This is a genomic window from Rhodopirellula bahusiensis (genome assembly GCF_002727185.1).
Classification (GTDB): Bacteria; Planctomycetota; Planctomycetia; order Pirellulales; family Pirellulaceae; genus Rhodopirellula; species Rhodopirellula bahusiensis.
Window position 1 is genome coordinate 536,430 of sequence record NZ_NIZW01000002.1, and the last position, 26,042, is coordinate 562,471.

The window sequence follows — 26,042 nt, forward strand, 5'->3', positions numbered from 1 at the left end:
AAAATTTCCGTGAGCCTCAGCGATCCTAAGTTTAAGATGCCGGTTTTCGCTGCTGGCTCTTCGGCAATCAATCGCAGAGCAAGTTTCAGACGCTCTGGTTGTGACATTGCCCGGCTCGATTGCTACTCGTGGAACTTGAGAGCCTGCATGATGCAGGCCCAACGCCGCCCGGCAACCAACCAGCAACGGGCCGTGATCCGGGTGTGCCAGAGCATCCGCTGATTCCGCTGGCTTGGTTCGGTGGTCTTCCTCTCAGACTCCAGTCACAAATGGCGAATATGCTTCGGATTCATCCGCCGGATTGTATTCCGGCGTCGGCCACCGGTGCACGCTGGAGAAGGGCCGAGGTTCTAACCACACATAGGGTTGCTAGACTCGAATCTGCTGAGGCGAGCGGCAACTCGGCATCAGAGTTAGCAGATCGTATCGGATTGTTCTTTGTTCTCGCATGAGCGCAGTCAGGCGACAACTCGCTAGTCATCCGCAAACTGAGCGACCAGTTCCTCAGTCATCTCGAGGAATTTCACTGGATCATTGTTGAGAGGGATTAGCTTTTCAGCCTTACGCAGCGGGTCCATCAGCGTTGAAGTTGCGTCGTTAGCCTCTCCGAATTCCTGCGTCAACCAATTTTCAAGTCGCTTCGCCAATGACCGAAGTTGCTGCAGCGACGGGGACGTCTCTCGAAATGTCAATTTAACAGAAACATGTGAGAGCACCTTGGCGAGGTTCTCCGCACAATCGTCTTCAGAGACGGCTGCGACAAAAGCCCCCACGTAAGCTTGTAGAGCGTTAAACCGTGAATCTGAATCCCCGTCCCAGTTGTAGTCAAACAACGTTATGTAAAGATCAACGAGTCGCTCGGTTGGGCCGTGGTTCTCCAAATGTTCTTGGGCAGAATCGAATAATTCCTCTGCTCGCTTCTCCGACTTTCGACGTAGCAGCACCTTGAACAGTTGCAGAAGGGCGATGCCTCGATCTTCTTCGGAAAGATTTCCTTTCAGCATTTCGTCAAGTTCACGAATCGACCTCTTGGGAATACTGTGTCGCTGCTCGAAGTCGGCATATTTTGAGCGGCAGTACGCGAGCTCATCTTCGTCACCGACATTTTCAGCTCCTTGAATAGCAATTTGCCAATGTTTTCGTGCATCATCCGATCTGCCAGTCTCCTCGCATAGAGAGGCGAGTGTAGAGTGAAAGTCCGGCACCGAAAACGGATCATCTACCAGCTCAATATTCTTGGCGAGAACTCGATGCGCTTCGGCCGTATCGCCGAGTACACGAAGCAAACGGGCGAGGTTGAACGCTATCTGGGGTTTCCGTTCGTCCTCGTCGTATTCGTCACATTCCGCAAGTGCCTTTTGATACTGCTTCTTGGCTGTTTTCTTTCTGCCACGTATCCACGACAGATTTGCAATAGCCTCGCAAGCCCGAAGGTACTCATTCCACCACTCCACCGACCGCGATCGATCACGGCACAATCTGTATAGCTTGGATGCTTCATCGAAATTGCCAGATTTTTCGAGCGTCAACGCGTGCCCGTGTTCAATCTGAATTTCCGAGAATTCGTCCCCCGAATCAGCAGCAACTTTGCGTGCCTTCTTGAACACTCTGATTGCAGCTGTTGTATCGCCGAGGCGGCGATGACTTTCTGCCAGATTGTGGAGAGAGTTGACGACCAGCCAATTCAGCTTGCACTTGCGTGCCTCTTCTGCAACGAGCGTGTGAAGTGGCAACGCCTCCTCGTTTCGGTCGAGATCCTGTAGGCAAACGCCCTTCTGATCGATTGCTGCCAGCTCCTTTTCGATATTGCCGTGTTGTTTCGCGACCGCAGCAATCACGTCCAATGTGCGAATGGCCTCATCGAACTCGAAATTGAAATCCCAAGACAACGTGTAAAGAAACTCGTACGCTCTGAGTAATTCATCAATCGCATCTGGCTCTCCCTTGCAACATGCAATGCACTTGCGAAGCGCATCAACGGCACCGCCAATATCTTCTGGTGCCAATATCTGAGCAAGCTCAATCCAAAGTGCAGCTGTGGCTGCATGGTTCTTTCGGCGAGCCTCCTGTCGAATCAGTTCACTAAACGTCTTTGGATCTACAGCAACAAAATCGCCGTTGTCGATGGGGCGACTTCTGTCTACCAGCCCCCGGACCAACCAATGAGTTGCTTTCTCCTTTCGTGCCAGCCTTGTCAAGGATCGGAAATGTTGCGAGCCACCATCTTGATCACCAAGTCGCGTCTTACACGCCCACAAACCGTGATGAGCTACCATCACGTACTCAAACATCTCAGCATCCTGCGCCAACTTCAACAGATCTTCCATGTAAGTCAGTGCCTTAGCCAATTTTCCCATTGCGTAGTGGACGCGGGAAACACCTTCTGTTCCACGAACTCGTAGCTCATCAAATCCTTCAGCGCCTGCCAGCCTTGCGGACTTTTTGAATACACGAAGCGACTCTCTTCTTTTACCCGCCGCGAAGAGTGTGTTTGCCTTATTGTTCAGTAGTACTGTTTCTAAATGGACGAGTTGAAACTCCTTTGCCAACACCTCGGCTTCGTCAAATTTCCGGAACGCCGAATCAAAGTCTTCCAGCTCCGCGTAGGCCTGAGCCAAGACCTGTGTCGAGACTGCGATGCCTACCATGTCCTTGCACTTCTTCTTCAATTCAATTGATTCACGCAGCAACTCAATGCCAGCCTCAGGATCGCGTTCAACTTCAATTTGTCCCAAATTACCGATTGCGTGGGACTCAAGCATTGTCAGTTCGTATTTCCTGGCGTGTTTCCGTGCTCGCTCGTAGAAATCAACCGCTGCCTCAATGTCACCCTGATTGTGGTAGTTTGTCCCAGTATTCAGTAACGCAATATTGTAGCACTCTCGATCTTTCAAACGTGCCGCTACGCTTTTAAGCTTGTCAAATTGAGTTCGTGCTTCATCAAACCGTTTTGACGCCGACAGGCAATGTCCGAATGCTCGAAAGAACTCAAGTCGTACTTCGGGTGACAGTTTCCGTAGCAATGTAGGGTCACTGTTCAAGGAATCCAAGATCGTAGTGCATAGAGGCAACCAGTGGTCCGACTCCGTCGCAAACGCGACGTCAATAACCAACAGCACTGCATCCTCAAGGCGCTTTTGCCTAAAGTAAATGAGAGATAAAAACAGAGCACAGTCGATGTGATCGTGTAACTCTTCTAATCGGTCCTGCCATCGAGATTCCAAGTCGGGAAGCTCATCAGCGAAACTCTTCTCAACGTTCTTCACGCAATCGATGAGAATATCATTGGTGATCAACTCAAGGCGCTTGAGGTGACGTAAATGCTCGGGCCAGGCAATGTCCGGAAAGAATCCGCGAAGGTGCCTGTCCGTCATAGGAATGGGAGACGCAACAATTATTGCAAGAGCCTCGCGCGCCGGTGCAGACAAGACAGTAGGGTGTTTGACTTTGTTGTGAGTGCGCTTTGCCCTTTGATCGAATTCGGCCTCAAGTTTCGCCTTAAGTGCTTGAGCAATTTCCTCGGGCGTAAAGTTGTCTGCCCCCAAGTAGTTGTGGTCGTCGGTTAGCCCGAACTGACGAGAGTCGTCGAGACGAATCGGAAGAAGGAAATCACCCTTTCGCGTTCTAGCCTCTCGTTTTGCAGTTTCAAACTCCCACTGCGTCCATTCCCGCTCTGCGTAGTGTTTTGAAATCATGGGCACAACGTAAGCAGAGTCTGGCCCGTAAATGCCCTCATATTCGTTCCGACTTTTTCCCCAAAGGTGCGCGTGATGGTCTTTGTCGTAGAACACACGTAGGCCGAGCGATTGCATCGCTCGCGCCACCGCTTCCGCTCGTGGTCGATCTTTCCCGGCAAACGAGAGCGCTGCATCAAATCGAAAGTCAGATCTTTTCTTTTTTCCCATCGGTGCATTCTATCAATTTTGGGTGCAAAGCTAAGCACCGCTGCTGCGCACATTCAGACGATGAAGCGAGCCGACACGTCATGGTCCATCTAGGCGATTTCCGCTTGATCTCGTGCTCGCTCCGGTGGCCGACTTCGGTGCGTTCTTTCCCGTATCGATGCGGGGCCTCTGACATCTGGTGATTTCACCCTCTTTCAGTTAAACGGCGTTGACGATCGTATTCGTGCCAACGTCTTCCGCGGCCAGCATCCGAAGCATCGCCAAGCGGCTGGTGTGGTCCATGTTGGACAGGTGAACGAGCTTGGCCGCGGGCATCCGGTCGCGGAGTCACTGAACCAAGCCTGTGTGTTCTGCGTGGTCTCCAGGTTGTGAATTGAAATCCCCAGCAAGCTGCATTGGTACTCCACCTTCCGGTGATGGTGGATCCTTCTTCATCACCAGCGATGTCCATTCTGTCGGGATGTTCAATCCAAGCGTCAAACAGTCGTTCGAGCGATAGCGGACCGAAGCTCTTGGTGAAAGTTCCAGAGATGGCACCATTTGCCAAAACGGTAAATGACCGTTTTGGCTTGCAAGGAGCTGCAGCGTCGCCGACCGGCGGGTCGGGCCAAAAGGCCGCTCGCCCACGCTGGGGCCAAGGGAAAAAGAAGTGAGAGTGCTGGGACTCGAACCCAGGACCATTCGATTAAAAGTCGAATGCTCTGCCAACTGAGCTACACTCTCGACCGACGACGAATCGTCGGTTTGATCTCAACCGAAACGGTGGAGCAAAATTCACCAACATTCGGAAGAGAATATCAGAGAAAAAAACTGCCAATTGCAGAAGCAATCCGGCCGACCGAGTTCAAGCGGAGCGGACAGGATTCGAACCTGCGGAACCAGTTTCCCGGTTCACCGATTTAGCAAACCGGCGCTTTCGACCACTCAGCCACCGCTCCTGGTGGAAACGTGCCCGCGGGACGTTGCCGCCGCGTGACGTGTTTCGGTCAGGCGGGATTGTGCTTCATTCCGCTTTCCGCTGCAACCCTTTCTGGCCTCTGACAGCCTGACACAGGGAACTTTTTCAAGGTTCGCAGCCCCACCGGATGTCGCAACCGACTCAGTCGCCTCAATTGGAACCCAAACCGGCCTCGATCCACTCCGTCGGGGATCTTCGTGAACTCTGCCGCCGGTGGTTTCGTTGCACTACACTGGTTGCTCTCGCCTTGATTCGCTGAATCATCGGATTCGCGGAACCGCCGAGCTTCCCCACCCGATCCCCACCTGACCACTAACATCATGCGACCTCTTTTTGCGAACGTTTTATCGGCTGCTTTGGCGGCATCCACTCTCTCCGCGTACTCTCCGTTGGTGTCCGCCGAAGACGCGCGGCCGGTGACGGTCGTTTTTCAAGACGACTTCGAAAACGGTGACGAAAAGTGGGAGTACCTGGACCCAAAAACTTGGAAGTTCAACTCCCCATCCGGCGAATCCAAGAATGGATCGATCGAGATCACCGACCGCAAATCGGAGTACTCACCGCCAACCCGAAGCCCCGGGCACGTGGCGCTGGTGAAGGATCTTGAAGTCGGCAGCTTCGAGATTCAGTTTCGCGTCCGCAGCACCTTGGACACCGGCAACCACCGAGATTGCTGCGTGTTCTTTGGCTACCAAGATTCAGCGCATTTCTACTACGTCCACTTGGGTGCCAAGCCCGATCCGCACAGCGGCCAAATCATGATCGTCAAGGACGCGCCGCGTTTGGCCCTGACGACGAACGAAAAGCTGACTCCTTGGGACAATGACTGGCACAACGTGTTGCTCCGCCGGGATATCGAAAGCGGCAAGATCGAGATCTTCTTTGACGACATGGAAACACCTCACATGAGCGTTGTCGACAAGACGTTTGGTGCCGGCCGAATCGGGCTGGGTTCGTTCGATGATTTGAACGAATTCGACGACGTCGTTGTTCGCAAAATCGACTGACGATTTTTTGGGTGATACAGCTTTGGGCGGGGGTTTGGATGCGTGAGTTCATGCTCGGCCCTCCCCTCGCTTTGCTCGACCCTTCCTGAGGGAGGGTGAAGTTTGGAGGCAACAAATTGACAGGGACCAGCATGAGCACGGAAGAGAATCAGACCGACGAAGCGAATTGGGATCTGGACCCGAAGTTTGACTTCGTCGACGCCCATCGTTTGCCGTTTTCAGACGACAAGGTCTCGCTGAAAAAGATCGACACCGAATGCTCGGGTCCTTTTGAAGGGAAGGCTCACGGGCGAGCGTTCACGCATGCTGCCAACATCGAAATTCGCGATCTGCAGTACCGAATGTACACGGAGGGCAAGCAGTCGCTGTTGGTTGTGTTGCAGGCTCCCGATGCCGCCGGCAAAGATGGCTTGATCCGCAAAGTGCTCGGGCAGATGAATCCGCAGGGGTGTCGGACTTATCCGTTCAAAGTGCCTTCTTCAGAGGAGCGCGCTCACGATTTCCTCTGGCGAATTCACAAGGCGACGCCCGCAGCCGGAAAGGTCTCTGTGTTCAACCGATCGCACTACGAAGATGTCTTGGTCGTGCGGGTGGAGGACTTGGTGCCGAAGTCGGTCTGGAAAGAACGCTACGAGATCATCAACGACTTTGAGAAGTTGCTCGCTCATCGCGGCACTCGGATTCTGAAGTTCTACTTGCACATCAGCCCGCGGGAACAACTCGAACGCTTCAAGAAACGGCTGGATGATCCGACCAAGCACTGGAAGCTGAACGCTGGGGATTATGCCGCCCGAAACAAGTGGGGCGATTATCGCGAGGCGTACCAGGAGACCATGGAGAAATGCCATTCGAAAAGGGCTCCTTGGCATGTCATCCCGGCCGACAAAAAGTGGTACCGAGATGCGTCCGTGGCCGCGATTGTTCGTGACACGCTGCGAGACATGGACCCGCAATTGCCGACGATTGATGCGGATTTGGACGAGATTCGGCAGCTCTATGAACGCGAATTGGCTGAGCTGAACGAGTGAACCGTCCCGCCGGATTGCGGTTTTCTCCAGCAGGGTGCCTTGTCAGATGCGGGTTCGTCTGAAAACTCACTGTTTCATTGCACACACTTTTCTCGACTGATTGCTTTCGTTCATGAAAATTCGCCGCAACCCGACTCGCCCGGTCACCATCGGATCGATCACGATCGGAGACGGTCACCCGATCGCTGTTCAAAGCATGACGGCGACGAAGACTCAAAACATCGATGCGACGGTCGAACAAGCCGAAGCCCTGCATGCTCGCGGGGCCGGAGTCGTCCGGATCGCGGTGGACAGCGACAAAGACGCCGAGGCGTTGGCGGAGATTCGCAAGCAAACAAAGGCCAACCTGGCTGTCGATTTGCAAGAGAACTTTCGGTTGGCGGAGAAGGTCGCGCCGCACGTTGACAAGATTCGATACAACCCCGGTCACCTGTATCACCACGCTCGCGAATTGACTTGGCAGGAGAAGGTCCGCTATCTGATCGACATTGCGGGCACCAACAACTGCGCGGTTCGGATCGGTGTGAACTGCGGCAGCGTCGACCCAGCGAAAAAAGAGAAGTACGACCGCGACGATTCGATCACACCGATGTTGGAATCGGCTCTGGAGCATTGTGAACTGGTCGACTCGTTGGGTTTCCACAACTTCGTTGTTTCGCTGAAGGACAGTGACCCGTCGAAAGTCGTCCAGGTGAACACGCTGTTCGCTGAGAAACGTCCCGACGTCGCGTTGCACTTGGGAGTGACGGAAGCGGGCATGCCGCCGGACGGGATCATCAAAACTCGAATCGCTTTTGAGCAATTGATCGGCAAAGGGATCGGAGACACGGTTCGTGTTTCGCTGACGTTGCCGAACCCCCGCAAACCGGAAGAAATCGATGCGGGCAAGCAGATCGTCGACGACATTCATGCGGGGCGCGTTCGCAGCGTCGTGAAGTTCGACGATTCGAAACTGAACATCATCAGTTGCCCAAGTTGTTCTCGCGTGGAGAACGAGGCGTTCATCGATTTGGCGGCCAAGGTCAAGGAAATGACGACGTTCGCGCAAGAGTATTCGATCACGATCGCCGTGATGGGATGCCGTGTGAATGGACCGGGCGAAACCGACGACGCGGACCTCGGGTTGTGGTGCGGGCCGGCAAAAGTCAATCTAAAGCGTGGCCCGGAAGCCCTGGGTGCGTTTGGATACGATGAAATCCTGCCGAAGTTGAAGCAGGAACTCGATGATCTGATCGCCGCCAAGCAATAGCTATCCGACCATTTTACGATTCCGAATCGCGGCTCGGTTGCCGGCCGTGGCGTTCGGATGAATTTTCAATCCACTCTGACCTCTGATTCTGTTTCCCTATGGCCAGCGACGAACTTTACGAACGGTACAACGAAATCGAAAAAATCATCGACGATGAGAAATTCGAAGAAGCCATCGCGGGGCTGAAACCGTTGGTGGAAGAAGACGAATCGTTTGTGCTCGCTCACCTGGCGCTCGCTCGCGTCTACACCAAAACGGGCCAGCACGAAGAAGCGATCGAGCACGGTAAGAAGGCTTGCGAGTTGGAACCTGAAGACGCGTTCAACTTCACCGCGATGAGCGTCACCTACCAACGGGCTTGGGCCGGAACGCAAAACCAGGCCTACATCGCTGCCGCGGAAGACGCGATGGCGCGAGCTCAACAACTCAACGCGATGTAGACAGACCTGCAGCCGGATTCGTCAAGAATTCGGTCATGACCAGCCATTCTGCGTTGCTGCGGCTCAACCGGCACAACCGTTTCAAGTTCACCAGGCCAAGACGGACTGCGTTGGATTCCGATCCTCTGCGCGTGCATGCCCGCTCGGTGGAGCAACAAATTCACAGACGAACCTGTTGAATTCGATTGCTTCCAATTTTTGCCGAGCGTTTGAGCCGTGTCTCCATCGTTGTTTTTTGCCGCGATCTTTGTCGGAAGCTGCGTCCTGATGTTCGTCGGTAGCGCGGACGCGATCGAGGAATGGGAATGGAAACGGCTGACCCGTAAACAGCTTCCAAAACTTCGAAGCGGAGACCAGTTTCGGCCGGCACCCAAAGAATCGGTCGAGCAACCGGAAGCTTCGTCGAGGACGGATGTGTCGCAGCATCCGAGTGGCTGGAAAGGTTGGCGTTCGGTTGTCGTGCAATCGACGAAAGACGAATCGCCCGACTGCCGGTCGTTTGTGCTTGCGCCGAGTGAGGGCGATTCGTTCCCACCATTCTTGGGCGGGCAGTATTTGACCGTTCGGTTGAAAGATCCCTCGACGGGCAAGAACGTTTCTCGCTGTTACAGCCTATCCAGTGGTCCCGATGAGCCGCACTACCGGATCACGGTGAAGCGCGTGCCGGGCGGAGCGATGAGCAATCTGTTGCACGACACAATTCGCGTTGGCGACCGAGTTGAAATTCAGGCACCGAAGGGAAAGTTCCATTATTCGATTTCCGAAAGCCATGGCCTGGAGCCTCAGCCGTTGAATCTGATCGCGGCGGGCATTGGGATCACTCCGATGTTGTCGATGATGTTCCAAAGCTTGAACGAGCGAGCGGATCGAGAGGTCAATTTGTTCTATCAAGTTCGAAACGCGATCGACGCTCCGTTTCTGGCACCGATTCGCGAGATCGCGAAAATGCTGGAGAAGAACACGGGCGTTCGCGTTCACCTTTGGTTCAGCAAACCGGAAGATGAGGACATTCAGCCGGGCGACTCCGTTGGACGATTGTCAGCGGAGCAGATTGTGGATCGTCTCGGTCACCATCGCGGTGAATATTTGATCTGCGGCCCGGATGTGTTCATGAGCGGGATCGCCGATGGTTTGATCAATTGCGGTGCATCGGAAGAGCGCGTGATGTTCGAATCGTTCGGCGGGAAGTCGAAGTCCGCGGGCGCTTTGGCGGTGCCAGCTTGCGAGCCTTCTGATGATTTAACCGATGCGTCGGTTGGATTGCTCGTCACATTTCGAACAAGTGAAAAGAACGCCGCTTTCGAGTCCGGGATGGAAGGATTGTTGGACGTGGCTGAATCGCTGGACGTTGATGTCGATTCGGGTTGCCGGTCGGGCGATTGTGGTGCTTGCGTCCGTCGTTTGCTCTCGGGTGAAGTTCGCTACGCCGAGTTACCAGAGTGCGACGTGGAAGAAGGCGAAGCGGTCCTGTGCGTTGCTAAGCCGGTCAGCGAAGTCGTCGTCGACGCGTGATCTCGTACCGTAGGCCATGTCTCACATGGCGTCGGGTGAAATGCCGAAACAATTGACGCTTGCGAGAGATCGTCGTTCGGTGGTGACGCCTCGCTTCTTGCGAAGCATCGGCGTGGTCGCCATGTAAAACATGGCCTACTCGGCGGACGAGCATGGGCGGGGCGGACGACCGTGTGCCGTGCTCAGGCGGTGCTTTTGCTGAGCAGCCAATCGGCGAGTCTGGGTGAGACGGCGTTGATCGCCATCAGGACTCGGACTTTGGGCGGCATCACAATTTCGATCTTGCGACTTTGAATGCATCGCAACACTGCATGAGCGACTGCCTCGGGCGGCAAGCCTTTCAGTTTTGCACCGCCGCCAGGTTGAGCGGCCGTGGCGGGCACGCCCGCTTTGGTGTCGGTTTGGTAGCGGTCGATCGGTTGGTCATCGTCGCGACGGATGGGGCCGGGGCACACGACACCGACGTGAATTCCGTCGGATTCCAATTCCATCCGAAGCTGACGCGAAAAACCGACCAAGGCGTGCTTTGCGATGACGTAGCCGCCCAGGTATCGCGGGGCGACTCGCGATGCGAGTGAACCGAGATTGACGATCGCGCCGCGTGACTTTTTCAGTTCCTCGTGAGCGGCGCGGCTGCATGTCCATGCGGAGACAACGTTGTCACGAAACATGGATTCCAGTTCGTCCGCGCTGCTATTGATCAGAAGTCCACGATCGCTTCGACCGACGACGTTGACAAGTGCGTCCAACGAACCAAACCGAGCAACGTGTTGCTGAACGAGTTGCTGCATCGCGCTTGCGTCGCACGCATCACCCACAAAGGAATCGATGAATTCATCATCGAACTCACTCGACAGTGTTTCCACTGCAAGCTGAAGACGTTCTGGATTTCGGCCCAACAGCGTGACGGGGTAGCTTTGGCTGAGCAGGCTCCGGCTGACATGCAGACCCAGGCCCGCCGAGGCTCCCGTGACGATCGCTGAGGGAAACTTCGTTGGCAGAGTCAAACCCATTCCTGCGTGGTGGGTTTGATCACGATTTCAGGCACACATGCTCGAGGAGGCAGGTGGCAGATCGACAGCACGACCGAAGCGATGTCTTCCGGTTGCAGGATCGATTCCTTGTGCTCTTGGCTGACCGGGACCGGACGATTGTCCAAGATCGGCGTGTTGACTTCGCCCGGATAAACGTTGGTGATCCGAACACCTTCGTGACGGACTTCGTTGGCAACGGCGGTGCCCATCGCCGTCATCGCGAATTTGCTGGCACAGTAAACGACTCCGCCCAGCGTGATGGCTCGCTTTCCCGCGACGGACGAGATGTTGATGATCAGCCCATCGTGCCGGTCTCGCATTCCGCTGATGACCTGGTGCATGCAGCGGTAGGCGCCGGTTGCGTTGATTCGGAGAACGCGATCCCATTCATCGGGATCCATTTCCGCCATGGTTCGTTTGGCGATGTTGATGCCGGCACTGTTGACCAAAATGTCCACTTCGCCAACGTTGGTCCGAACGTCTTGGAAGAACGCTTCGATGCTGTCGTTGTCCGCGACATCGATGGTGTGCGTTCGGACAGGGGTGGGCGAATCAATCGAACCAGCGACCTCCTTCAGAGGTGCTTCGCGACGCCCGCCGATCGTGACTTTCGCACCGGCCATGGCCAATTCGCGAGCGATTCCCGCACCGATTCCGGTGCCTCCACCGGTGATGGCAACGACTTTGTCTTTCAAACTCATGGTGGATCGCAAGTTGGGGGATGGGATGGGGGGAACATTCGATTTTCGAATTGCGGCGGGCATTTCGCAATCCCCCCTTGGCGACACGGTTATAGTGACGAAGTTGCCTCCCAAATCCCTCTTTGTTTCTCCACAGGAAAATCGATGTCACGTTTTTTGCTTCTCACGCTCGCCCTGGGTTGTCTGATGAATACTCCTCAATCCGTCTCCGCCGCCGATTCCACGGCTGATCATGAATGCGTGTTGGCTCACGAAGCCGAAACCATTGAAGGCAAGGAAGTGGATCTGCACGACTACGAGGGCAAAGTCGTCTTGATCGTCAATGTTGCCAGCAAGTGTGGTTACACCAAGCAATACGCCGGTTTGCAATCGCTGTACGAAGCTCACAAGGAAGACGGGTTGGTGATCCTCGGATTCCCATGCAACCAGTTTGGTTCGCAAGAACCAGGAACGAACTCGGACATCCTGGAATTCTGCAGTGCTCGGTTCAACGTCACCTTCCCAATGATGAGCAAGGTTGACGTCAATGGCGACGACGCGTCGCCTTTGTACAAGCAATTGACCAGCGTCGAATCCAAGCCTGCTGGCAAAGGCCCGATCAGTTGGAACTTCGAGAAGTTCTTGATCGGCCGCGATGGCCAAGTTGTTGGTCGCTACAAGTCGAAGGTGGCACCAGCCGACGACGAATTGGTTTCGGCGATCAAAGCCGCGCTGAAGGGCTAGAGGCCGGTGTGGCTCGCACGATTGGCGAGCACGAGCACGAGCACGAGCACGAGCTAGAAGCTAGAAGCTAGAAGCTAGAAGCTAGAGATTTCTATCAGCGCAAAAAAAACGGGGCGAACTTGTCATGCAAGTTCGTCCCCGTTTTTATTTGATCGCGTTGTTTCCAGTCGAGCACCCCGGTGACTTCGTGGCCGGTGATCCGTTGTTCGGTCGGATGTCCGGATCGACACGGCCGACGAAGTCGGTTGGGGACGCTGTGTGGAGAGCGTTACGTCAGTTGTTCTCTGGGTAGCCCCGTCGTAGGGGGCTCCCCCGAGAACAGATTTCAATTAGCAACCGCAAGCAGGTGCAACTTCGCAACCTGAATCGCAGCCAGCGTCGCAACCGCAGTCATTTCCGCAGCCACAACCGTTGCCGCCAAGGATTCCCTTGAGCAAGCTACGGATAGGACCAGCCGAAGCAGGTGCACATGCTGGAGCACAAGCGTCTGCACAAGGATCTGCACATCCGCAAGCTGGAGCTGGGCAGCAAACAGTCACTGGGACTTGCTTGCAGACAACTCGTGGCACGCAACGAGTCACGGTGTAAGGCTCGCAAACTTTGCGGCACTTCTTGACCTTGATCGTTTCTTGGTAGCACTCTTTGCGGCAAGTCGTGTGGCACACGGTCTTGGTACGGCATTCTGGGATCATCTTGCAAACTTTGTACTCGCAAACTTTGGTGCGGCACTCAGGAACCATCTTGCAGACGGTGTACTTGCAAACTTTGGTGCGAGGCTCGCAAACCATCTTGCAAACGGTGTAGTTGCAAGTCTTGGTGCGGCACTCGGGAACCATTTTGCAGGTCGTGTAGTTGCAAGTCTTCTGACGGTTTTCGCAAACCATCTTGCAGACTTTGTACTCGCAAGTCTTGGTGCGGCACTCAGGAACCATCTTGCACACGGTGTAGTTGCAGGTCTTGGTACGGCACTCAGGAACCATTTTGCACACTTTGTACTCAACGGTCTTGGTGCGGCACTCAGGAACGCGACGGCACACGGTGTAAGGGATTTCACGAGTACGGCATTCTGAGACGTACTTGGTGCAAGTCACTTCTTTTTGCTCGCAAGTTGGGACCCAGACTTTCTTGCAGATCGTCTTGGGGCAACCTTGAACGCATTCCACTCGGCATTTGCCGGGGCAGTATACGGTTCGGCAAGTTGCTGCATCGAAGTACGAAGTACCGGGCTCACGCACGGTGCGACGAATCATCGGTCCAGGAACGGTTTCCGTTTGAGTTTCCCAGTGTCCACCTTTGACCGTGATGGTCTTGGTGTACGTCTGAGGAACGCTCACGCTGTAGTTTTCCGTGCGAACCTTTTGTTCTTGCACGGTGTTGTAAACCGTGTAGTTGATGTTTCGCGTACGAGTTTCGTACGTTGGCACCATCACGGTGTAGTTGGTCACTTTTTGACGAGTTTCGTACACAGGCTTGTTGACCGTGTAGTTGATCGTCTTCGTACGTGTTTCGTACACAGGTTTCTTGACTGTGTAGTTGATCACCCGTTGGTGCTGTTCGTAAACAGGCTTGTTAACGGTGTAGTTGATCGTTTTCGTACGTGTTTCGTACACAGGTTTCTTGACTGTGTAGTTGATCACCTTTTCACGAGTCTCGTACACAGGCTTGTTGACTGTGTAGTTGATCGTGCGTTGGCGTGTTTCGTACGACGGTACCATGACCGTGTACTGAACTTCTTTTTGGTGAGTCTCTGGAACCATCCGCGTACGGTTGACCACTTGGTCTTCGTAGTACACTTCGTTCCGTGTGCGGGTGCGAGTCTCTTGGACTTGCTCCATCACGGTTTCACGGACGGTTCGCATGACGGTGTAAGAACCACCGGCGACGGCCGAACCGTCAGCGATAACCGAACCACCTGCAACAGCGGAGCCTTCTGCCATCACCGATCCATCGGCAACAACGGAACCACCACAGCTGCTACAGCCTTCGTAGCTGATCGCGCCGCTATAAGCAGCGTGAGCAGCATTCGCGCCCGAGACGATCGAGATGATCATCAATGCAGGCAACAACCACAAACGTTTCATCGTAAGTTTCTCCACAGGTAACAACGGGACGTTGTATGAACGCAGCTTCCTTTGGCCTGCCGGATACCCCCCGGCTTGACCTCCAAACCAATCAAAACCCAGACTGCTAAACCGATCCGCTGCCTGTTTCACTGTCACGGTCGTGCAGATTGCCCGTCGACTGAACGAAGGCCGAGGCTGCGGAAGTGAGAGCGGGATGGCCCACACGTGGGCCAGGGAGGGTCGGTAAGGCTTCACTTGCTGGTCGGTCAGAGATAAGCTGTGCCTAGTGCGTGTGTGGCACAGGCGAGAACTCTGCGGACTAGCAAAACTGATCTTGATGCACAAACTTCATCGTCTGCGGGACACTCGTTGAACAAGCAAACAGGGCAGTCCTGGCAAAACGGAACGATTGGGTCATCAAGTCCTGCCGACCCTGCGGGTTGTTCCGTTGGAAACGAATGCGCGGGTCAATCACGACCATGAATACAGAGCATGTTCCAGGCGATTCGGGTGATGCCGAAGAGACCGATCGTAGGGCCGAATTGTCGACGCCCGCGGTGGGCCGATTGTCGCTTTACTACCGCGAATTGCACCGTTTGCTGGCTTCGGGAGAGACATCCACGAACAGCCGTGACCTGGGGGCAATGGTCAATGTTTCGCCCGCAGTGGTCCGGCGTGATCTCAGTTCGATTGGATCCATCGGCCGCCGAGGTGTCGGCTACGACGTGGCGATCTTGGCGGAACGAATCGGCGCTGTTTTGGGCTCCGGTGTGCAGTGGAAAGCCGTGCTGATCGGCGTTGGTTCCCTGGGCAACGCGTTGCTTCGATACCGTGGGTTCGAACGCCTTGGTTTTTCGCTTGCGGCGGCGTTTGATACCGATCCAGCGAAATACGGCCATGAAGTTGGCGGGACCACCGTCCGTTCGCTGGACGATTTGGAAGAAGTGCTCTCAACCGCGAAACCGGAACTGGCGATTTTGGCGGTGCCAAGCGAACAAGCCAGCCATGTGGCAACGCGAGTCCTGGCCGGCGGAATTCAGGGAATCCTCAATTTCGCTCCCACCACGCTTCGCGTGCCATCCGGCACCGCGATCATCAACGTCGACCTCGCCAGTGAGTTGCAGCAACTGGCGTTTCGAATTCAAAACCGCTGACGGGGCGAGCACGAGCACGAGCACGAGCACGAGCACGAGCACGAGCACGAGCACGAGCACGAGCACGAGCACGAGCACGAGCTAGAAGCTAGAAGCTAGAAGCCGGCGACCCCGTCGCCTCTACTCAGTTGTCGATCCGGAGCATTGGATTCCAGTTGCCAACTTTGTATTCCGTTCGCTTGCCCGAGGCCGGCATTCCTTTTGCCATTTCCGCGTTGAGTTGTTCGGTCAACTCACGAATCACTTTCGCGTTGTTGGGATCGTCCTTTCGATCTTCGTGAGCCAAGTTAGTGAACTCATCGGGATCGTTCTGGTGGTCGTACAGTTCGATGCCTCTTTTGCCATCGTCCCAACGCGTCAGCCGATAGCGTTCTGTTCGAATTGAATAGCCGTAATAGCGTTGTTTGGCTTGTCGATCGTTGCGAGCAACCATGGACATGGAATAGCCGCGGCCCGATTCCGAAGGATCTTCCAGCATTGGCACGAGCGATTGACCGTGCATCAGTTCTTGGGTGGGGACCTCGCACAGTTCTGCCAGCGTTGGGTACAAGTCGACCAAGCCCACGGGCGATGTTGCCACGGCGCCTTCGGTTCGTCCTGGTTCAGCGATGATCAATGGCACACCGGCGACTTTGTCGAACAAGGCCTGCTTCTGCCACAAACCTTTTTCGCCGAGGAAGTATCCGTGATCGCTGGTGAAGACCACGATGGTGTTCTTGTCCAATCCGGTTCGTTTGAGTGTGTCGAGAACTTTGCCGACTTGTGCGTCCATGAAAGTGGTGCTGGCGTAGTAAGCCTGGATCGCTTGGCGACGTAGGTCGTCATTCAGCTGGTCTTGTTCTTTCTTCTTGCTCAGCAAAGCCGCCGGAGGAACGTCGGCGTTGTCTTCCTCCACGTTGTCGAACAGTGGCATGTCCTCCAGTTTGTACGGCTCGAAGTATTCCTTCGGTGCGACATAAGGAGTGTGCGGCCGATAGAAGCCGACCGCCAAAAAGAACGGACGGTCGTTGCGTTTCGCACATCGTTCGAGAACCCAAGAGGCATCATCCGCCAGCATGCCATCGGTGTGGGCTTCGTCGGGGCGTGGGGATGCGTACCAAGATAGCGTTCCACCAAAGGCATTTTTGCGGAGCGTGAAGATATCCGGTTCTTCGATCAATCGATCACAACCGGCTGGGTTGAGTTCCAATTCCCAGGATGCAGGATCGTCGTGTCCATTCGTGCCGACTGACTTGGGAACGTTGTAGTGATACAGCTTTCCGACGCGGCCCGCGAAATATCCGTTCAATCGAAAGGCTTGCGGCAGCGACCAACGCTCGGGGATCGAGTCGCGAAAAATTTGGGCGTTGCCGTGGATGCCGGTGGTGTCGGGATAGAGCCCGCACAGCATCGAGTTTCGAGAAGGACCGCAGAGCGGGTATTGGCACGCGGCGTTTTGAAACAGGACACCTCGAGCGGCCAAACGATCGATGTTGGGTGTTTTCACAATCGGGTCGCCATAGCAACCGATGCGAGTGTTCAGGTCATCGGATATGAGAAACAGAACGTTCTTGCGTTGGTGGCCTTCGCTCGCATCCGTTTCTTGTCCCTGAGATACCTGAGAGCTGAAGAGAAGACTAAGTAGAAGACCAAGACCAACAATCCGCCTGATGAACATGGATGTACTTTCCGCACGAGAAATGAAATTTGTGCGGCAAGTATAAACGAGCGAAACCCACGACGTTGGATCACAACATCGTGGGTTTCGGCTTCGGGTCGTTGCAGGTGACTCGCGATGTGGATGCGAGTTTCTACGCTTCGTCTAGCGTTGCACGTTCTCGTCTTCGGGACGCGTGGCCAACTGAGTCTCAGCTTCCAGCGAAGCGGGATCCAAACCAGGATTCATTTTCGGATAGGCTGATTCGGGGACCACATCGACGGCGACAATCGATTCGATTCCGGTGGCCGTGTCCAAGCTCACGATGCCATTGGGAATTCCGTCCGGCGTTGGTGCCGGAATCGCGTCGCCATCGACCAGCATGGTCGGAGTCATCGGTGCTGGCTCAACCGCATCGGGAGCGGTGTCGGGTGTCGGCGCGGGAACCAAGTCACCATCGACCAGCATGATTTCGATGACTGCCGAGTTGGGCAACTCATCGGGAACCGAATCAGGAGTCGGAGCCGGGATGACATCGCCATCGACGACCATTGTGTCGATCGAATGGACGGTGTCTGGTTCCGCGTCCGGCACCGGTTGCGGAACTGGTTCACCGTCGACCAGCATCATCGCGACGGGTGTGGCTACCATCGAGGCCAAGTCATCGGCCACAACATTCAGCACGTCGGCTTCGATGATGGAACGGCGACGCGAAACGTCCGCCAGCAAACCGCCCAGCTCACGTGGTGAGAAGCGTTGTGCGGCAACCGCCAACTGTTCGGCTTGCCAAACCGCTTCGTCGAGCAAGCAGTCGGGCGACGACTTCACGACTTGAGCTTCGTGGACATCGCCTTCGTTCAAGTCGTATGGCAAATACGCTTCTTCCAGTGTCACGATGACTGGCGAGCTTCCAGCCAATTCATCCGTCGAAGCTTCGATCACTTCTGGTTCGATAGCAACTTCCATCTCGGCTTCCGCTTCAGCGATCGGTTCGGAGAAGTCGTGTTTGGCGATGAAGGGAAGGATCACCGCGGACGGGCTAAGATCCATCGGCTCTTCGGCAGCCAACGCGGCCAACTCTTCGCGAACGTCAATCGTGAATTTGTGAGGAGCGGGTGATGGTTTGACCGCTTTTTGGACGACCTGGCTTTGCAGCACTGGTTCGTCGGTGGTTGCTTCCGGCTTTGATTCATCCAACCACCAACGGTTCAGTGCAACTGCTTGGGCCAATGCTTCGTCGTCGGCGACCTTTGCTTCGACGGCTGGATCCAATTCGCCAGCGACAGGTGGCAAGATTGCTTTGGTGCGGATCATCGCGAACGGTTCGAGGAACTGTTCCAAAGGGATTCCGATTTTGGCCGCGGTGGAAGCGGCGACGGCGGCCAGCATTTCGTTGAAGTCCGACGATGTGCGTCGGACGCTCGTTGATGGTGCCACATCGACTTCGGCTGCGGCTAGTTGCAGGTCGCCAGAGTCCGCTTCGATTCCGTCTTCGCTGGACGGACTGATGTTGGGCAGATCAACGCTGGGCAGGTCGGCTTTGGGTTGAGCGTCGATCGCGACGGTTGGGATCGAATCGTGCGTGCCAGGAATCGCGATGATCTTTTGTGAGGTGGGTTCGTCGCTGGCTTCGGCTTTTTCGCTGCGTTCGTTTTCTTCGCTGAGTTCGGGTGTGTCGGAATCCGCTTCTGTGTCGACTTCATCAATCACGACTGGCGTCGGGTCGATGGGGGCGGCGTCTTCGTCGAAGCGGTGGACGAGGATAGAGATGCCGCCGGAGAGAGCAGGGTCAACTCGCTTGGCGAAAGCGAGCGAGGGTGCCAGTCCCGAGGCGAAGAGCGAACCGGCGATGGTGACCGACAAAGCGAGGCGTTTGGCGGTGCTGGGACAATTGCGAATGGGGGAAAGAATTTTCATGATTATGTTGGGGCCGGAGGTCAGCGAACGACGTCTTGGAATAATGAGTTCACTGCGAAACCGGAGCTTGTATAAATGTGATGGAGGGCTGTGAGGTGGGCGCGAGCGGTTCAGGGCTTCATCAAGTGGACACATCCCCGATCACCCGAAGGAGATCCCGCTCCAACGCACGCTATCGGCGACTTGGACGGCTGGGGAATTGGAATCGCTTAGGAAAGCATTTCGTTTTTGCTGCGACCGTTCAGGTTGTTCCGGTTGGGCAAATTTCCGAAAGTTTCACGGCCGGTTTGTTGAAGAAACCTCCACAATTCACTGTTCGAAACGGCGGTCGGGCGATGTTCAAGCCGAGCTGAACCGCTGGCGTTTGACGCCCCGGTTGAGGCACGTGAGAGATTGCCACCATTCCAAATCAGGGCAAAGCCGGTACCCTTTTGATGGACGCGGGAACATCGCCGCGGTCTGACGTTCCCGCGAATTTAACGAGCAGGTTTGAAGTCTTGAGTTCTGCCAAAGGTCCTCTTCTCGATCCCACGATGTTGTTCCGATTCGAAGTTCGGTTGCAGCAACATTCGCTGGATTGGACTTCGCGAGGGTTGTCCTTGCCGACGTCGTGCCGCGTGCCTTCGTTTGCCGCTCTATCAGGCGGTCCGATCTTCGCCGACGTTCGCATCGCGTGGGACGTGACCGGGATCGGATTTCATTTGCTGGTCAACGGGAAACGCCAACTGCCGTGGTGCCGCGAAACTCGATTGGACGAGAGCGATGGATTGCACCTTTGGATGGACACGCGGAACAGTCCCAATATTCACCGCGCAACTCAGCACTGTCACCGGTTCCTATGGTTGCCCGCCGGCGGTGGACCCAAGCGTGAGCGAGCCGTCGCGGCGATGGTGCCCATCAATCGAGCGCGAACCAACCCCAAACCGGTTCGGCCGGACTCGTTGAAGATTCACGCGATCCCGCGGCATGACGGGTACGAGTTGTCCGGATTGATTCCCGCCGAAGCGCTGACCGGTTACGACCCCAAGGATCAATCCCAGATCGGTTTCTACTATCTGGTTGCGGACCGGGAACTCGGTAACCAAGCGTTGACGCTCAGCACCGATTTCCCCGTTGCCGAAGACCCGTCGTTGTGGTCGGAGGCCGCTTTGATCTCGAGCTAATCGCTTACTCGGCTGGTTGGCCGACGGCGCCGTCGTAGAACTCAACCAGGTCCTGTCGCAATTGCTTGAGCGACGGTTCGTGGACGTACATCATGTGCCCACCTTCGTAGTGCTTGATCGTCAGGTTTTTGCTGCGTTCGGGCGACAACCCCATGTGATCGATCGTGTACTCCATCGCGAAGTGTGGTGTCGCGAGGTCGTAGTAACCACAAGCAACGAATAGCTTGAACGAAGGGTTGGCGGCCATCGCGCCGCGAAGCGTTTCCGATGCGTCGACGTAGCGGCCTTCGAACGGTTTGTAGCTCCACGGGTGCACGTTGCCGGTCAGGATTTCGTAGACGCGGCGGTCTTTGTATTCCAAATCGCGATGCATGTAGTCATTCAAGCAAGCCGTGAAGGGGCCGAAGATCGCAGCGCCACTGGCATCGAACTCGGGCGTTTCACCGGCTGAATCTCGGTCGATGCTCGTGTAGCGACCATCGAATCGCCCGACGGTCAAACCTTCATCGCGAAGCAGTTCTTTGCCGAACCGTTGCATCGAAATCTTGAGATTCGACGACAACAAGTACGCTTCTGAGAGGCCCGTGAGGCTTGCGAGTTCCTTGGCGACACGTTGGCGTTCTTTCTTGCTGATTCCGGTGCCCTTCAGCAACGCGGGAGCGTATTTCTGATAGGCAAACTTCTCCGATTTCGCGACGACTTCTGCCAGCGGAAGTGATTGCATTTCGTCATCGAGTTGTTTGTGGTACCAAGCCGTCGCGGTGTAAGTCGGTAGAAAACAAACATCGGGAACATCGTTGCTGGGCGAGAACCGAAGCGTTTGAAAGTTGATTGCGCCGGAGATCACGACGGCACCGTTGAGTTCCATTTTGTAGTGGTCCCGCAAGTAGCCGCTGAGTCCGGCAACGCGAAGCCCGCCGTAACTCTCACCAAGGATCAATTTGGGCGACAACCAACGTTCATTCAAAGTCGTGTAGTCGTGAATGAATTGTCCAACGCTGCGGACGTCTTCGTTGTAGCCATGGAAGTCACTCTTGTTGACGTCTTTCGCCGGGCGGCTGTACCCAGTGCTGACGGGGTCGATGAAAACCAGATCGGTGATATCGAGCAGGCTTTGATGGTTCTCGTCGAGATGGTAAGGCGGACTCAGCAACGAAGCGTCATCGGGGAACCGGATGATCTTTGGCCCCAACATCCCCAGATGCAACCAAACAGAAGACGATCCCGGTCCGCCGTTGAAGCAAAACGTGAGTGGCCGTTTGGTGGCGTCGTCCGTTTTCCGTTCGTACGCGACGAAGAACACTTCCGCCTTTGGATCGAGTTCGTCGGTTTGCATGACCAAGCGGCCCGCCGTGGCGGTGTAGTCGATCGTCTCTCCGGCGACGCTGAATGAGTGCTCCGTCGTGACAAACTTATCGGCCAGTTCATCGCTCGGTTTCTCCGCCGCCGAAGCGTCCTTCGAGGCCGCTGCGTCATCGGCGTGAGCGTTTGTGCTGACGAAGAACAGCATCAATAGGCTTGCGAGACATTTCCAATTCATCAGGTGCAACTCAGTTGTTCAGTCAGGGAGCGTTTTGAATGAGGTCCGCCAGGCACGCCAGTGTAGTTTGCTGGCACGCTCGATTTGGGCTCTGAGCCCACCTCTTTTGCATTGGCGATGCGCAGGTGAATCAACCTCCGATATTGGTTGAGTGCGGCAGAACCGTCGCCGCTCTTCACTGTGTGGGGAGCACCGAAACCGCCGTTCGCTAAAGTCTACCTTGACGTGCATGTTTTAATGTGTACCTTGTGGTGCTGATTAGCGGCTCGCGATTTTGCCGCCGCGTTCGACACCTCTTTTCGAGAAATTCCGTCCATGCTCAGTGAGAACACGATTCGAGTTGTGAAAGAGATCACGCCCGTTGTGGCAGCTAACGCGGAGACCATCACCCGGCGGTTCTATGAACGCATGTTCGAAGTGAATCCGGAGGTGAAGGTCTTTTTCAACCAATCGCACCAACACACCGGCGGTCAGCAAAAGGCATTGGCCGGAGCGATCTGTGCTTACTTCACCCACATCGACAATCCCGCGGTGTTGTTGCCGGCGGTGGAGCTCATTGCACAGAAACACTGCTCGTTGGGAATCAAAGCCGAACACTACCCGATCGTGGGAGCGAATTTGTTGGCCGCGATCCAGGACGTGATGGGCGATGCCGCGACGGATGAGATCATGGACGCGGTTGAGGAGGCTTATGGTTTCTTAGCTGACATCTTCATCGGTCGCGAAAATGAGATCTATAAGAGTCAAGCGTTGGTGCCGGGTGGTTGGAATGGGACGCGAACGTTTGTTGTTTCGCGAAAAGTGTCGGAGAGCGACTGCGTGACTTCGTTTTATTTGAAACCGAAGGATGGTGGGGAATTGCCGCTGTTCAAACCGGGACAATACATCACCGTGCACCTGGAGCACCCGGTCACGCCGACTTCGCCACGCAACTACAGTTTGTCTGATCGTTGGCATGAGCCTCACTACCGGATCAGCGTCAAACGTGAGGAATCCTTGCAAGACGATGCGCCGGGAGGTTTGATCTCGAATCTCTTGCACGACGGGGTTCACGAAGGCGATGCGATCGAACTTGGGCCACCCTGCGGTGAGTTCACTCTTGACCCCAGCGAGCGATGCTCGGAGCCGGTGGTCTTTCTGGCAGGAGGAATCGGTGTGACGCCTTTGCTTTCGATGGCGAAGTCGTTGTTGAAAGCACATCCAAACGCCGACGTCACGTTCGTTCAAGCCGCACGAAACAGTGCCAGCCACGCTTTCGCTGATGAACTGCAGCAACTCGCGGAAGCATCACCCGGACTGCAACTCCGGACGATTTACAACGAACCTCTCGACGACGATCTCGCATCGGGCAAGTGCGATGAGGTTGGGCTACTCAGTCGAGAATTGATACGTGACTGGGTGCCGGTTGAATCGGCGAGGTTCTACTACTGTGGTCCGCCAGTGTTCATGAGTGTCGTCCAATCGATTCTGTCTGAGTTGGGTGTGGCCGAGCATCGAATGAACTATGAATTCTTTGGTCCAAAGCAAGAGTTGCTGATGTCTTCTACATCGTGAGTTTGCCGTGGTGTCAATGCAAATTGAAACTAACCGCTTGGTTCAAAGATGACGCGGCCTTACGCTTTGCACATTCATCGCAAACATGTTGTTTGCGTTCATTGAGTTGGTGCACATGGCAAAGAGCGAGCGGGCATTATGGGAATGGTACAAGAGTTCAAAGAGTTTGCACTCAAAGGCAGCGTCATTGATTTGGCGGTCGGTGTTGTGATCGGCGGTGCATTTGGTGGTATCGTCAAATCGCTGGTCAGCAACATCATCATGCCGCCAATCAATTTGCTGACGGCTCGGTCGGGAGTCAATTTCAAAGAAGCGGCACTGACAATCGAAACTGAATCGCCAAAGCTTGACGATGCGGGGAAGGTCATTGAAGGCGAAGGAGCGGGAATGGTTGTGCAGGACTATCCCATTCTCAACTACGGTCCGTTCGTGCAGACCATTTTTGAATTCCTGTTGATCGCCATTGCCTTGTTCGTAGCGATTAAGCTGATCAATGCTGCTCGATCGCACATGGAAGGCGAACCGGAAGAAGAAGAGGTCGCCAAACCGAGCGAAGACATTCAACTGCTGCGAGAAATTCGCGACGCCCTTCAAAAAAGCTGAGGACACGATGAGTCACCGACGTTCGTTTGGATTTGTTCTTGCCGCCGCGATTGCTTTTCAATGGATCGGCAGTGGCGATCTCGCCATTGCTGATGATGCCGTGGCGGATTCGACGTCCGGCGGCGAGGTGGTCGAAGAACAGTTCGTTTACAAGACGATCACGGATGAATCATCGGGCAAGTCAATCGAACTCTTCGTCGATTGGACTCGGCCGGCCGGTTGGACGGCAGAGGATTCCCGTCCGGCGGCCGTGTTCTTTCACGGCGGTGGCTGGACGGGTGGAAAACCAGGGCAGTTCGCATCGCATAGCAAGGAGCTTGCTCAGCGAGGCATGGTTTGCTTCCGCGTGAAGTATCGGTTGCTCGACAGAAAGTCCAAATCGCCACCGGATACCTGCGTCGAAAATGCATCGGATGCACTTCGGTACATTCGAGCCCATGCCAGCAAGTTCGGAATCGATCCAAAGCGGATTGCGTCCGGTGGTGGTTCAGCGGGCGGTCACTTGGCGGCGTACCTCGGAACCATGGACGACGAGGTGGTCGACGGCGTCTCCCGCAAACCAGCGGCGATGCTTTTGTTCAACCCGGTCTACGACAACGGACCCGGCGGATGGGGCACGGCGAGAGTCGGCGACGCTTTCGCGAAGTATTCGCCGATGCACAACATCACCAAAGACGATCCGCCATCGATCGTGTTCTTGGGGACCAAGGACAACCTGATTCCGGTCGCGACGGGGGAACGATTCCGAGACAAGTGCAAAGAATGCGGGGTCCGCAGCGAGTTGCATCTCTACGAAGGCCAGCCCCATGGCTTCTTCAATGCGAAGAAGACCGATGGAGGCGGAAAGATCTACCGCGACACGATGGAAAAGACGGTCGCGTTCTTGGAATCACTTGGCTGGGTGGATTGAGTCGTTGATGACGATTTAACCCATGTAGGACTCTTGCCCGTCGGAGTTGTGGATATCGGCCAAGAGTGGCCAACCTTCGCGCAGCAGCGCGAACTTTGGCAACGGACGGGGTGGCTTGAGGACCGTGGCTCGCACGGCATCTCAAATATGGCAGGGCCTCTTGGGAGGCTCTGTCCCCGCAACTACTTGGCGTCGGTTGCTTTGGGGTTGGCCGCTTTTTCGCTCTTCATGGCGTCCTCTTTCTTCTTCACGTCGGTCGCCTTGATTGGCTTGGGCATCTCTTTGCCCTCCGGAATGAACTTCATCGAGATCGAGTTCACGCAGTGGCGTTCGTTCTTTGGGGTCAGCCGTTCGCCGTGGAAAACGTGGCCGAGGTGTCCGCCGCAGTTGGCACAAACGATTTCGATTCGGCGGCCGTCGGCGTCGCGGAGGCGTTTGACCGCGTCTTTGATCTCGTCATCGAAGCTGGGCCAACCGCAGTGACTGATGAATTTGTCTTTCGCGTGATACAGCGGCGTGTTGCAGCGTTTGCAGATGTAGGTGCCCGGATCTTTGGTCAGTGTGTAACCGCCGTCCCCGGGTGGTTCGGTGCCCTTGTTCAGAATCACGTAGGCTTCGGCTTCGGTCAGCTTGTTGAACGGGCTCGAGTCCATGTTCAGCTCATATCGCTTGCGGGGGAGGCGGATGGTCGATTTCTGAGTCGTCTTCGTTTCAGACTCGGCGGTCGTGTCGGATTCACTGGTCTCAGCAACCGTCGCGTCATCTGCGTTGATGGAAGCCATGGGGCCACCGCATCCGGCGACGGCAATGATCAACCCGCCCAAGATGAAGAGTCCGAAGAAGTGTTTCCAAAGAGGCTGTGAGAGCAGGGGCATCGTTCGGCCTTATGGCTGAGGTCAAGGAAGGAGCCGCTATCCCGTGCGGCCAAATCTATTTTACCGGATC

General features: G+C 55.4%; 20 protein-coding genes and 2 tRNA genes. 12 read left to right on the forward strand and 10 right to left on the reverse strand.

Going from position 1 to position 26,042, the window contains the following annotated elements; genetic code table 11:
• Window positions 1-473: 473 nt before the first annotated feature.
• The 3 genes from CEE69_RS04740 to CEE69_RS04755 all read right to left on the reverse strand — a co-directional run bounded on the left by CEE69_RS04740 (window position 474) and on the right by CEE69_RS04755 (window position 4,843).
• A complete protein-coding gene (locus CEE69_RS04740; protein ID WP_099259554.1) occupies window positions 474-3,905 on the reverse strand; it encodes a tetratricopeptide repeat protein in 3,432 nt (1,143 codons plus the stop codon).
• Window positions 3,906-4,555: 650 nt separating this feature from the next.
• Window positions 4,556-4,628 (reverse strand) — tRNA-Lys (locus CEE69_RS04750).
• Window positions 4,629-4,754: 126 nt separating this feature from the next.
• Window positions 4,755-4,843: transfer RNA gene (locus CEE69_RS04755), tRNA-Ser, on the reverse strand.
• Window positions 4,844-5,255: 412 nt separating this feature from the next.
• Between CEE69_RS04755 and CEE69_RS04760 the strand changes: the two genes are divergently transcribed.
• The 5 genes from CEE69_RS04760 to CEE69_RS04780 all read left to right on the forward strand — a co-directional run bounded on the left by CEE69_RS04760 (window position 5,256) and on the right by CEE69_RS04780 (window position 10,099).
• Window positions 5,256-5,870, forward strand: a complete 615-nt coding sequence (locus CEE69_RS04760) for a hypothetical protein (RefSeq protein ID WP_099259556.1) — start codon at window positions 5,256-5,258, stop codon at window positions 5,868-5,870.
• Between the two features lie 131 nt (window positions 5,871-6,001).
• Window positions 6,002-6,898 carry a polyphosphate kinase 2 family protein gene (locus CEE69_RS04765; RefSeq protein ID WP_099259721.1) on the forward strand — a complete coding sequence of 299 codons (897 nt, stop codon included), beginning with the start codon at window positions 6,002-6,004 and terminating at the stop codon, window positions 6,896-6,898.
• Between the two features lie 100 nt (window positions 6,899-6,998).
• Window positions 6,999-8,147 (forward strand): (E)-4-hydroxy-3-methylbut-2-enyl-diphosphate synthase, encoded by a 1,149-nt coding sequence (ispG, locus tag CEE69_RS04770; RefSeq protein ID WP_199169790.1) that lies wholly within the window; start codon window positions 6,999-7,001, stop codon window positions 8,145-8,147.
• 98 nt (window positions 8,148-8,245) lie between these two features.
• Window positions 8,246-8,587, forward strand: a complete 342-nt coding sequence (locus CEE69_RS04775) for a tetratricopeptide repeat protein (RefSeq protein ID WP_099259558.1) — start codon at window positions 8,246-8,248, stop codon at window positions 8,585-8,587.
• A gap of 216 nt (window positions 8,588-8,803) precedes the next feature.
• Window positions 8,804-10,099 (forward strand): FAD-binding oxidoreductase, encoded by a 1,296-nt coding sequence (locus tag CEE69_RS04780; protein ID WP_099259559.1) that lies wholly within the window; start codon window positions 8,804-8,806, stop codon window positions 10,097-10,099.
• 182 nt (window positions 10,100-10,281) lie between these two features.
• On the opposite strand, the gene CEE69_RS04785 is transcribed toward CEE69_RS04780, so the two are convergent.
• Together CEE69_RS04785 and CEE69_RS04790 are read right to left on the reverse strand one after the other, a co-directional pair.
• The gene (locus CEE69_RS04785; protein ID WP_099259560.1) at window positions 10,282-11,112 is read right to left on the reverse strand and encodes an SDR family NAD(P)-dependent oxidoreductase; all 831 of its coding nucleotides are present in this window, start codon (window positions 11,110-11,112) and stop codon (window positions 10,282-10,284) included.
• Window positions 11,103-11,834: an SDR family oxidoreductase gene (locus CEE69_RS04790; protein ID WP_099259722.1), complete on the reverse strand. Its 732-nt coding sequence runs from the start codon at window positions 11,832-11,834 to the stop codon at window positions 11,103-11,105. Before CEE69_RS04790 ends, CEE69_RS04785 begins: the two co-directional genes overlap by 10 nt.
• Window positions 11,835-11,978: 144 nt before the next feature.
• On the opposite strand from CEE69_RS04790, the gene CEE69_RS04795 reads away from it, so the two are divergent.
• Window positions 11,979-12,557 carry a glutathione peroxidase gene (locus CEE69_RS04795; protein WP_099259561.1) on the forward strand — a complete coding sequence of 193 codons (579 nt, stop codon included), beginning with the start codon at window positions 11,979-11,981 and terminating at the stop codon, window positions 12,555-12,557.
• A 124-nt stretch (window positions 12,558-12,681) separates the two neighbouring features.
• Window positions 12,682-12,849, forward strand: coding sequence for a hypothetical protein (locus CEE69_RS32370; protein ID WP_158230957.1), 168 nt, complete (start codon window positions 12,682-12,684; stop codon window positions 12,847-12,849).
• A 37-nt stretch (window positions 12,850-12,886) separates the two neighbouring features.
• Here the strand turns inward: CEE69_RS32370 and CEE69_RS04800 are convergent, their stop codons facing one another.
• Window positions 12,887-14,638 (reverse strand): hypothetical protein, encoded by a 1,752-nt coding sequence (locus tag CEE69_RS04800; RefSeq protein ID WP_099259562.1) that lies wholly within the window; start codon window positions 14,636-14,638, stop codon window positions 12,887-12,889.
• Between the two features lie 461 nt (window positions 14,639-15,099).
• Here CEE69_RS04800 and CEE69_RS04805 point away from each other — a divergent pair, with 461 nt between their 5' ends.
• A complete protein-coding gene (locus CEE69_RS04805) occupies window positions 15,100-15,774 on the forward strand; it encodes a redox-sensing transcriptional repressor Rex (protein WP_233214737.1) in 675 nt (224 codons plus the stop codon).
• A 124-nt stretch (window positions 15,775-15,898) separates the two neighbouring features.
• Here the strand turns inward: CEE69_RS04805 and CEE69_RS04810 are convergent, their stop codons facing one another.
• Together CEE69_RS04810 and CEE69_RS04815 are read right to left on the reverse strand one after the other, a co-directional pair.
• Window positions 15,899-17,431 (reverse strand): sulfatase, encoded by a 1,533-nt coding sequence (locus tag CEE69_RS04810; protein ID WP_099259564.1) that lies wholly within the window; start codon window positions 17,429-17,431, stop codon window positions 15,899-15,901.
• Window positions 17,432-17,575: 144 nt separating this feature from the next.
• Window positions 17,576-19,327, reverse strand: coding sequence for a RodZ family helix-turn-helix domain-containing protein (locus tag CEE69_RS04815; protein WP_099259565.1), 1,752 nt, complete (start codon window positions 19,325-19,327; stop codon window positions 17,576-17,578).
• 617 nt (window positions 19,328-19,944) lie between these two features.
• Here CEE69_RS04815 and CEE69_RS04825 point away from each other — a divergent pair.
• Window positions 19,945-20,490, forward strand: a complete 546-nt coding sequence (locus CEE69_RS04825; protein ID WP_099259723.1) for a DOMON domain-containing protein — start codon at window positions 19,945-19,947, stop codon at window positions 20,488-20,490.
• A 4-nt stretch (window positions 20,491-20,494) separates the two neighbouring features.
• Here CEE69_RS04825 and CEE69_RS04830 read toward each other — a convergent pair whose 3' ends face one another.
• Window positions 20,495-22,030, reverse strand: a complete 1,536-nt coding sequence (locus CEE69_RS04830) for a S10 family peptidase (protein WP_233214741.1) — start codon at window positions 22,028-22,030, stop codon at window positions 20,495-20,497.
• A gap of 315 nt (window positions 22,031-22,345) precedes the next feature.
• Between CEE69_RS04830 and hmpA the strand changes: the two genes are divergently transcribed.
• The 3 genes from hmpA (at window position 22,346) to CEE69_RS04845 (ending at window position 25,097) form a co-directional block, all read left to right on the forward strand.
• A complete protein-coding gene (gene hmpA, locus CEE69_RS04835) occupies window positions 22,346-23,584 on the forward strand; it encodes an NO-inducible flavohemoprotein (RefSeq protein WP_099259567.1) in 1,239 nt (412 codons plus the stop codon).
• Between the two features lie 138 nt (window positions 23,585-23,722).
• Entirely contained in the window at window positions 23,723-24,187 is a 465-nt protein-coding gene (mscL, locus tag CEE69_RS04840) for a large conductance mechanosensitive channel protein MscL (protein WP_099259568.1), read from the forward strand.
• Window positions 24,188-24,194: 7 nt separating this feature from the next.
• Window positions 24,195-25,097, forward strand: a complete 903-nt coding sequence (locus CEE69_RS04845) for an alpha/beta hydrolase (RefSeq protein WP_099259569.1) — start codon at window positions 24,195-24,197, stop codon at window positions 25,095-25,097.
• A 182-nt stretch (window positions 25,098-25,279) separates the two neighbouring features.
• Here CEE69_RS04845 and CEE69_RS04850 read toward each other — a convergent pair whose 3' ends face one another.
• Complete coding sequence (locus tag CEE69_RS04850; RefSeq protein WP_099259570.1) at window positions 25,280-25,972, reverse strand: methionine-R-sulfoxide reductase; 693 nt, start codon at window positions 25,970-25,972, stop codon at window positions 25,280-25,282.
• Window positions 25,973-26,042: the final 70 nt, after the last annotated feature.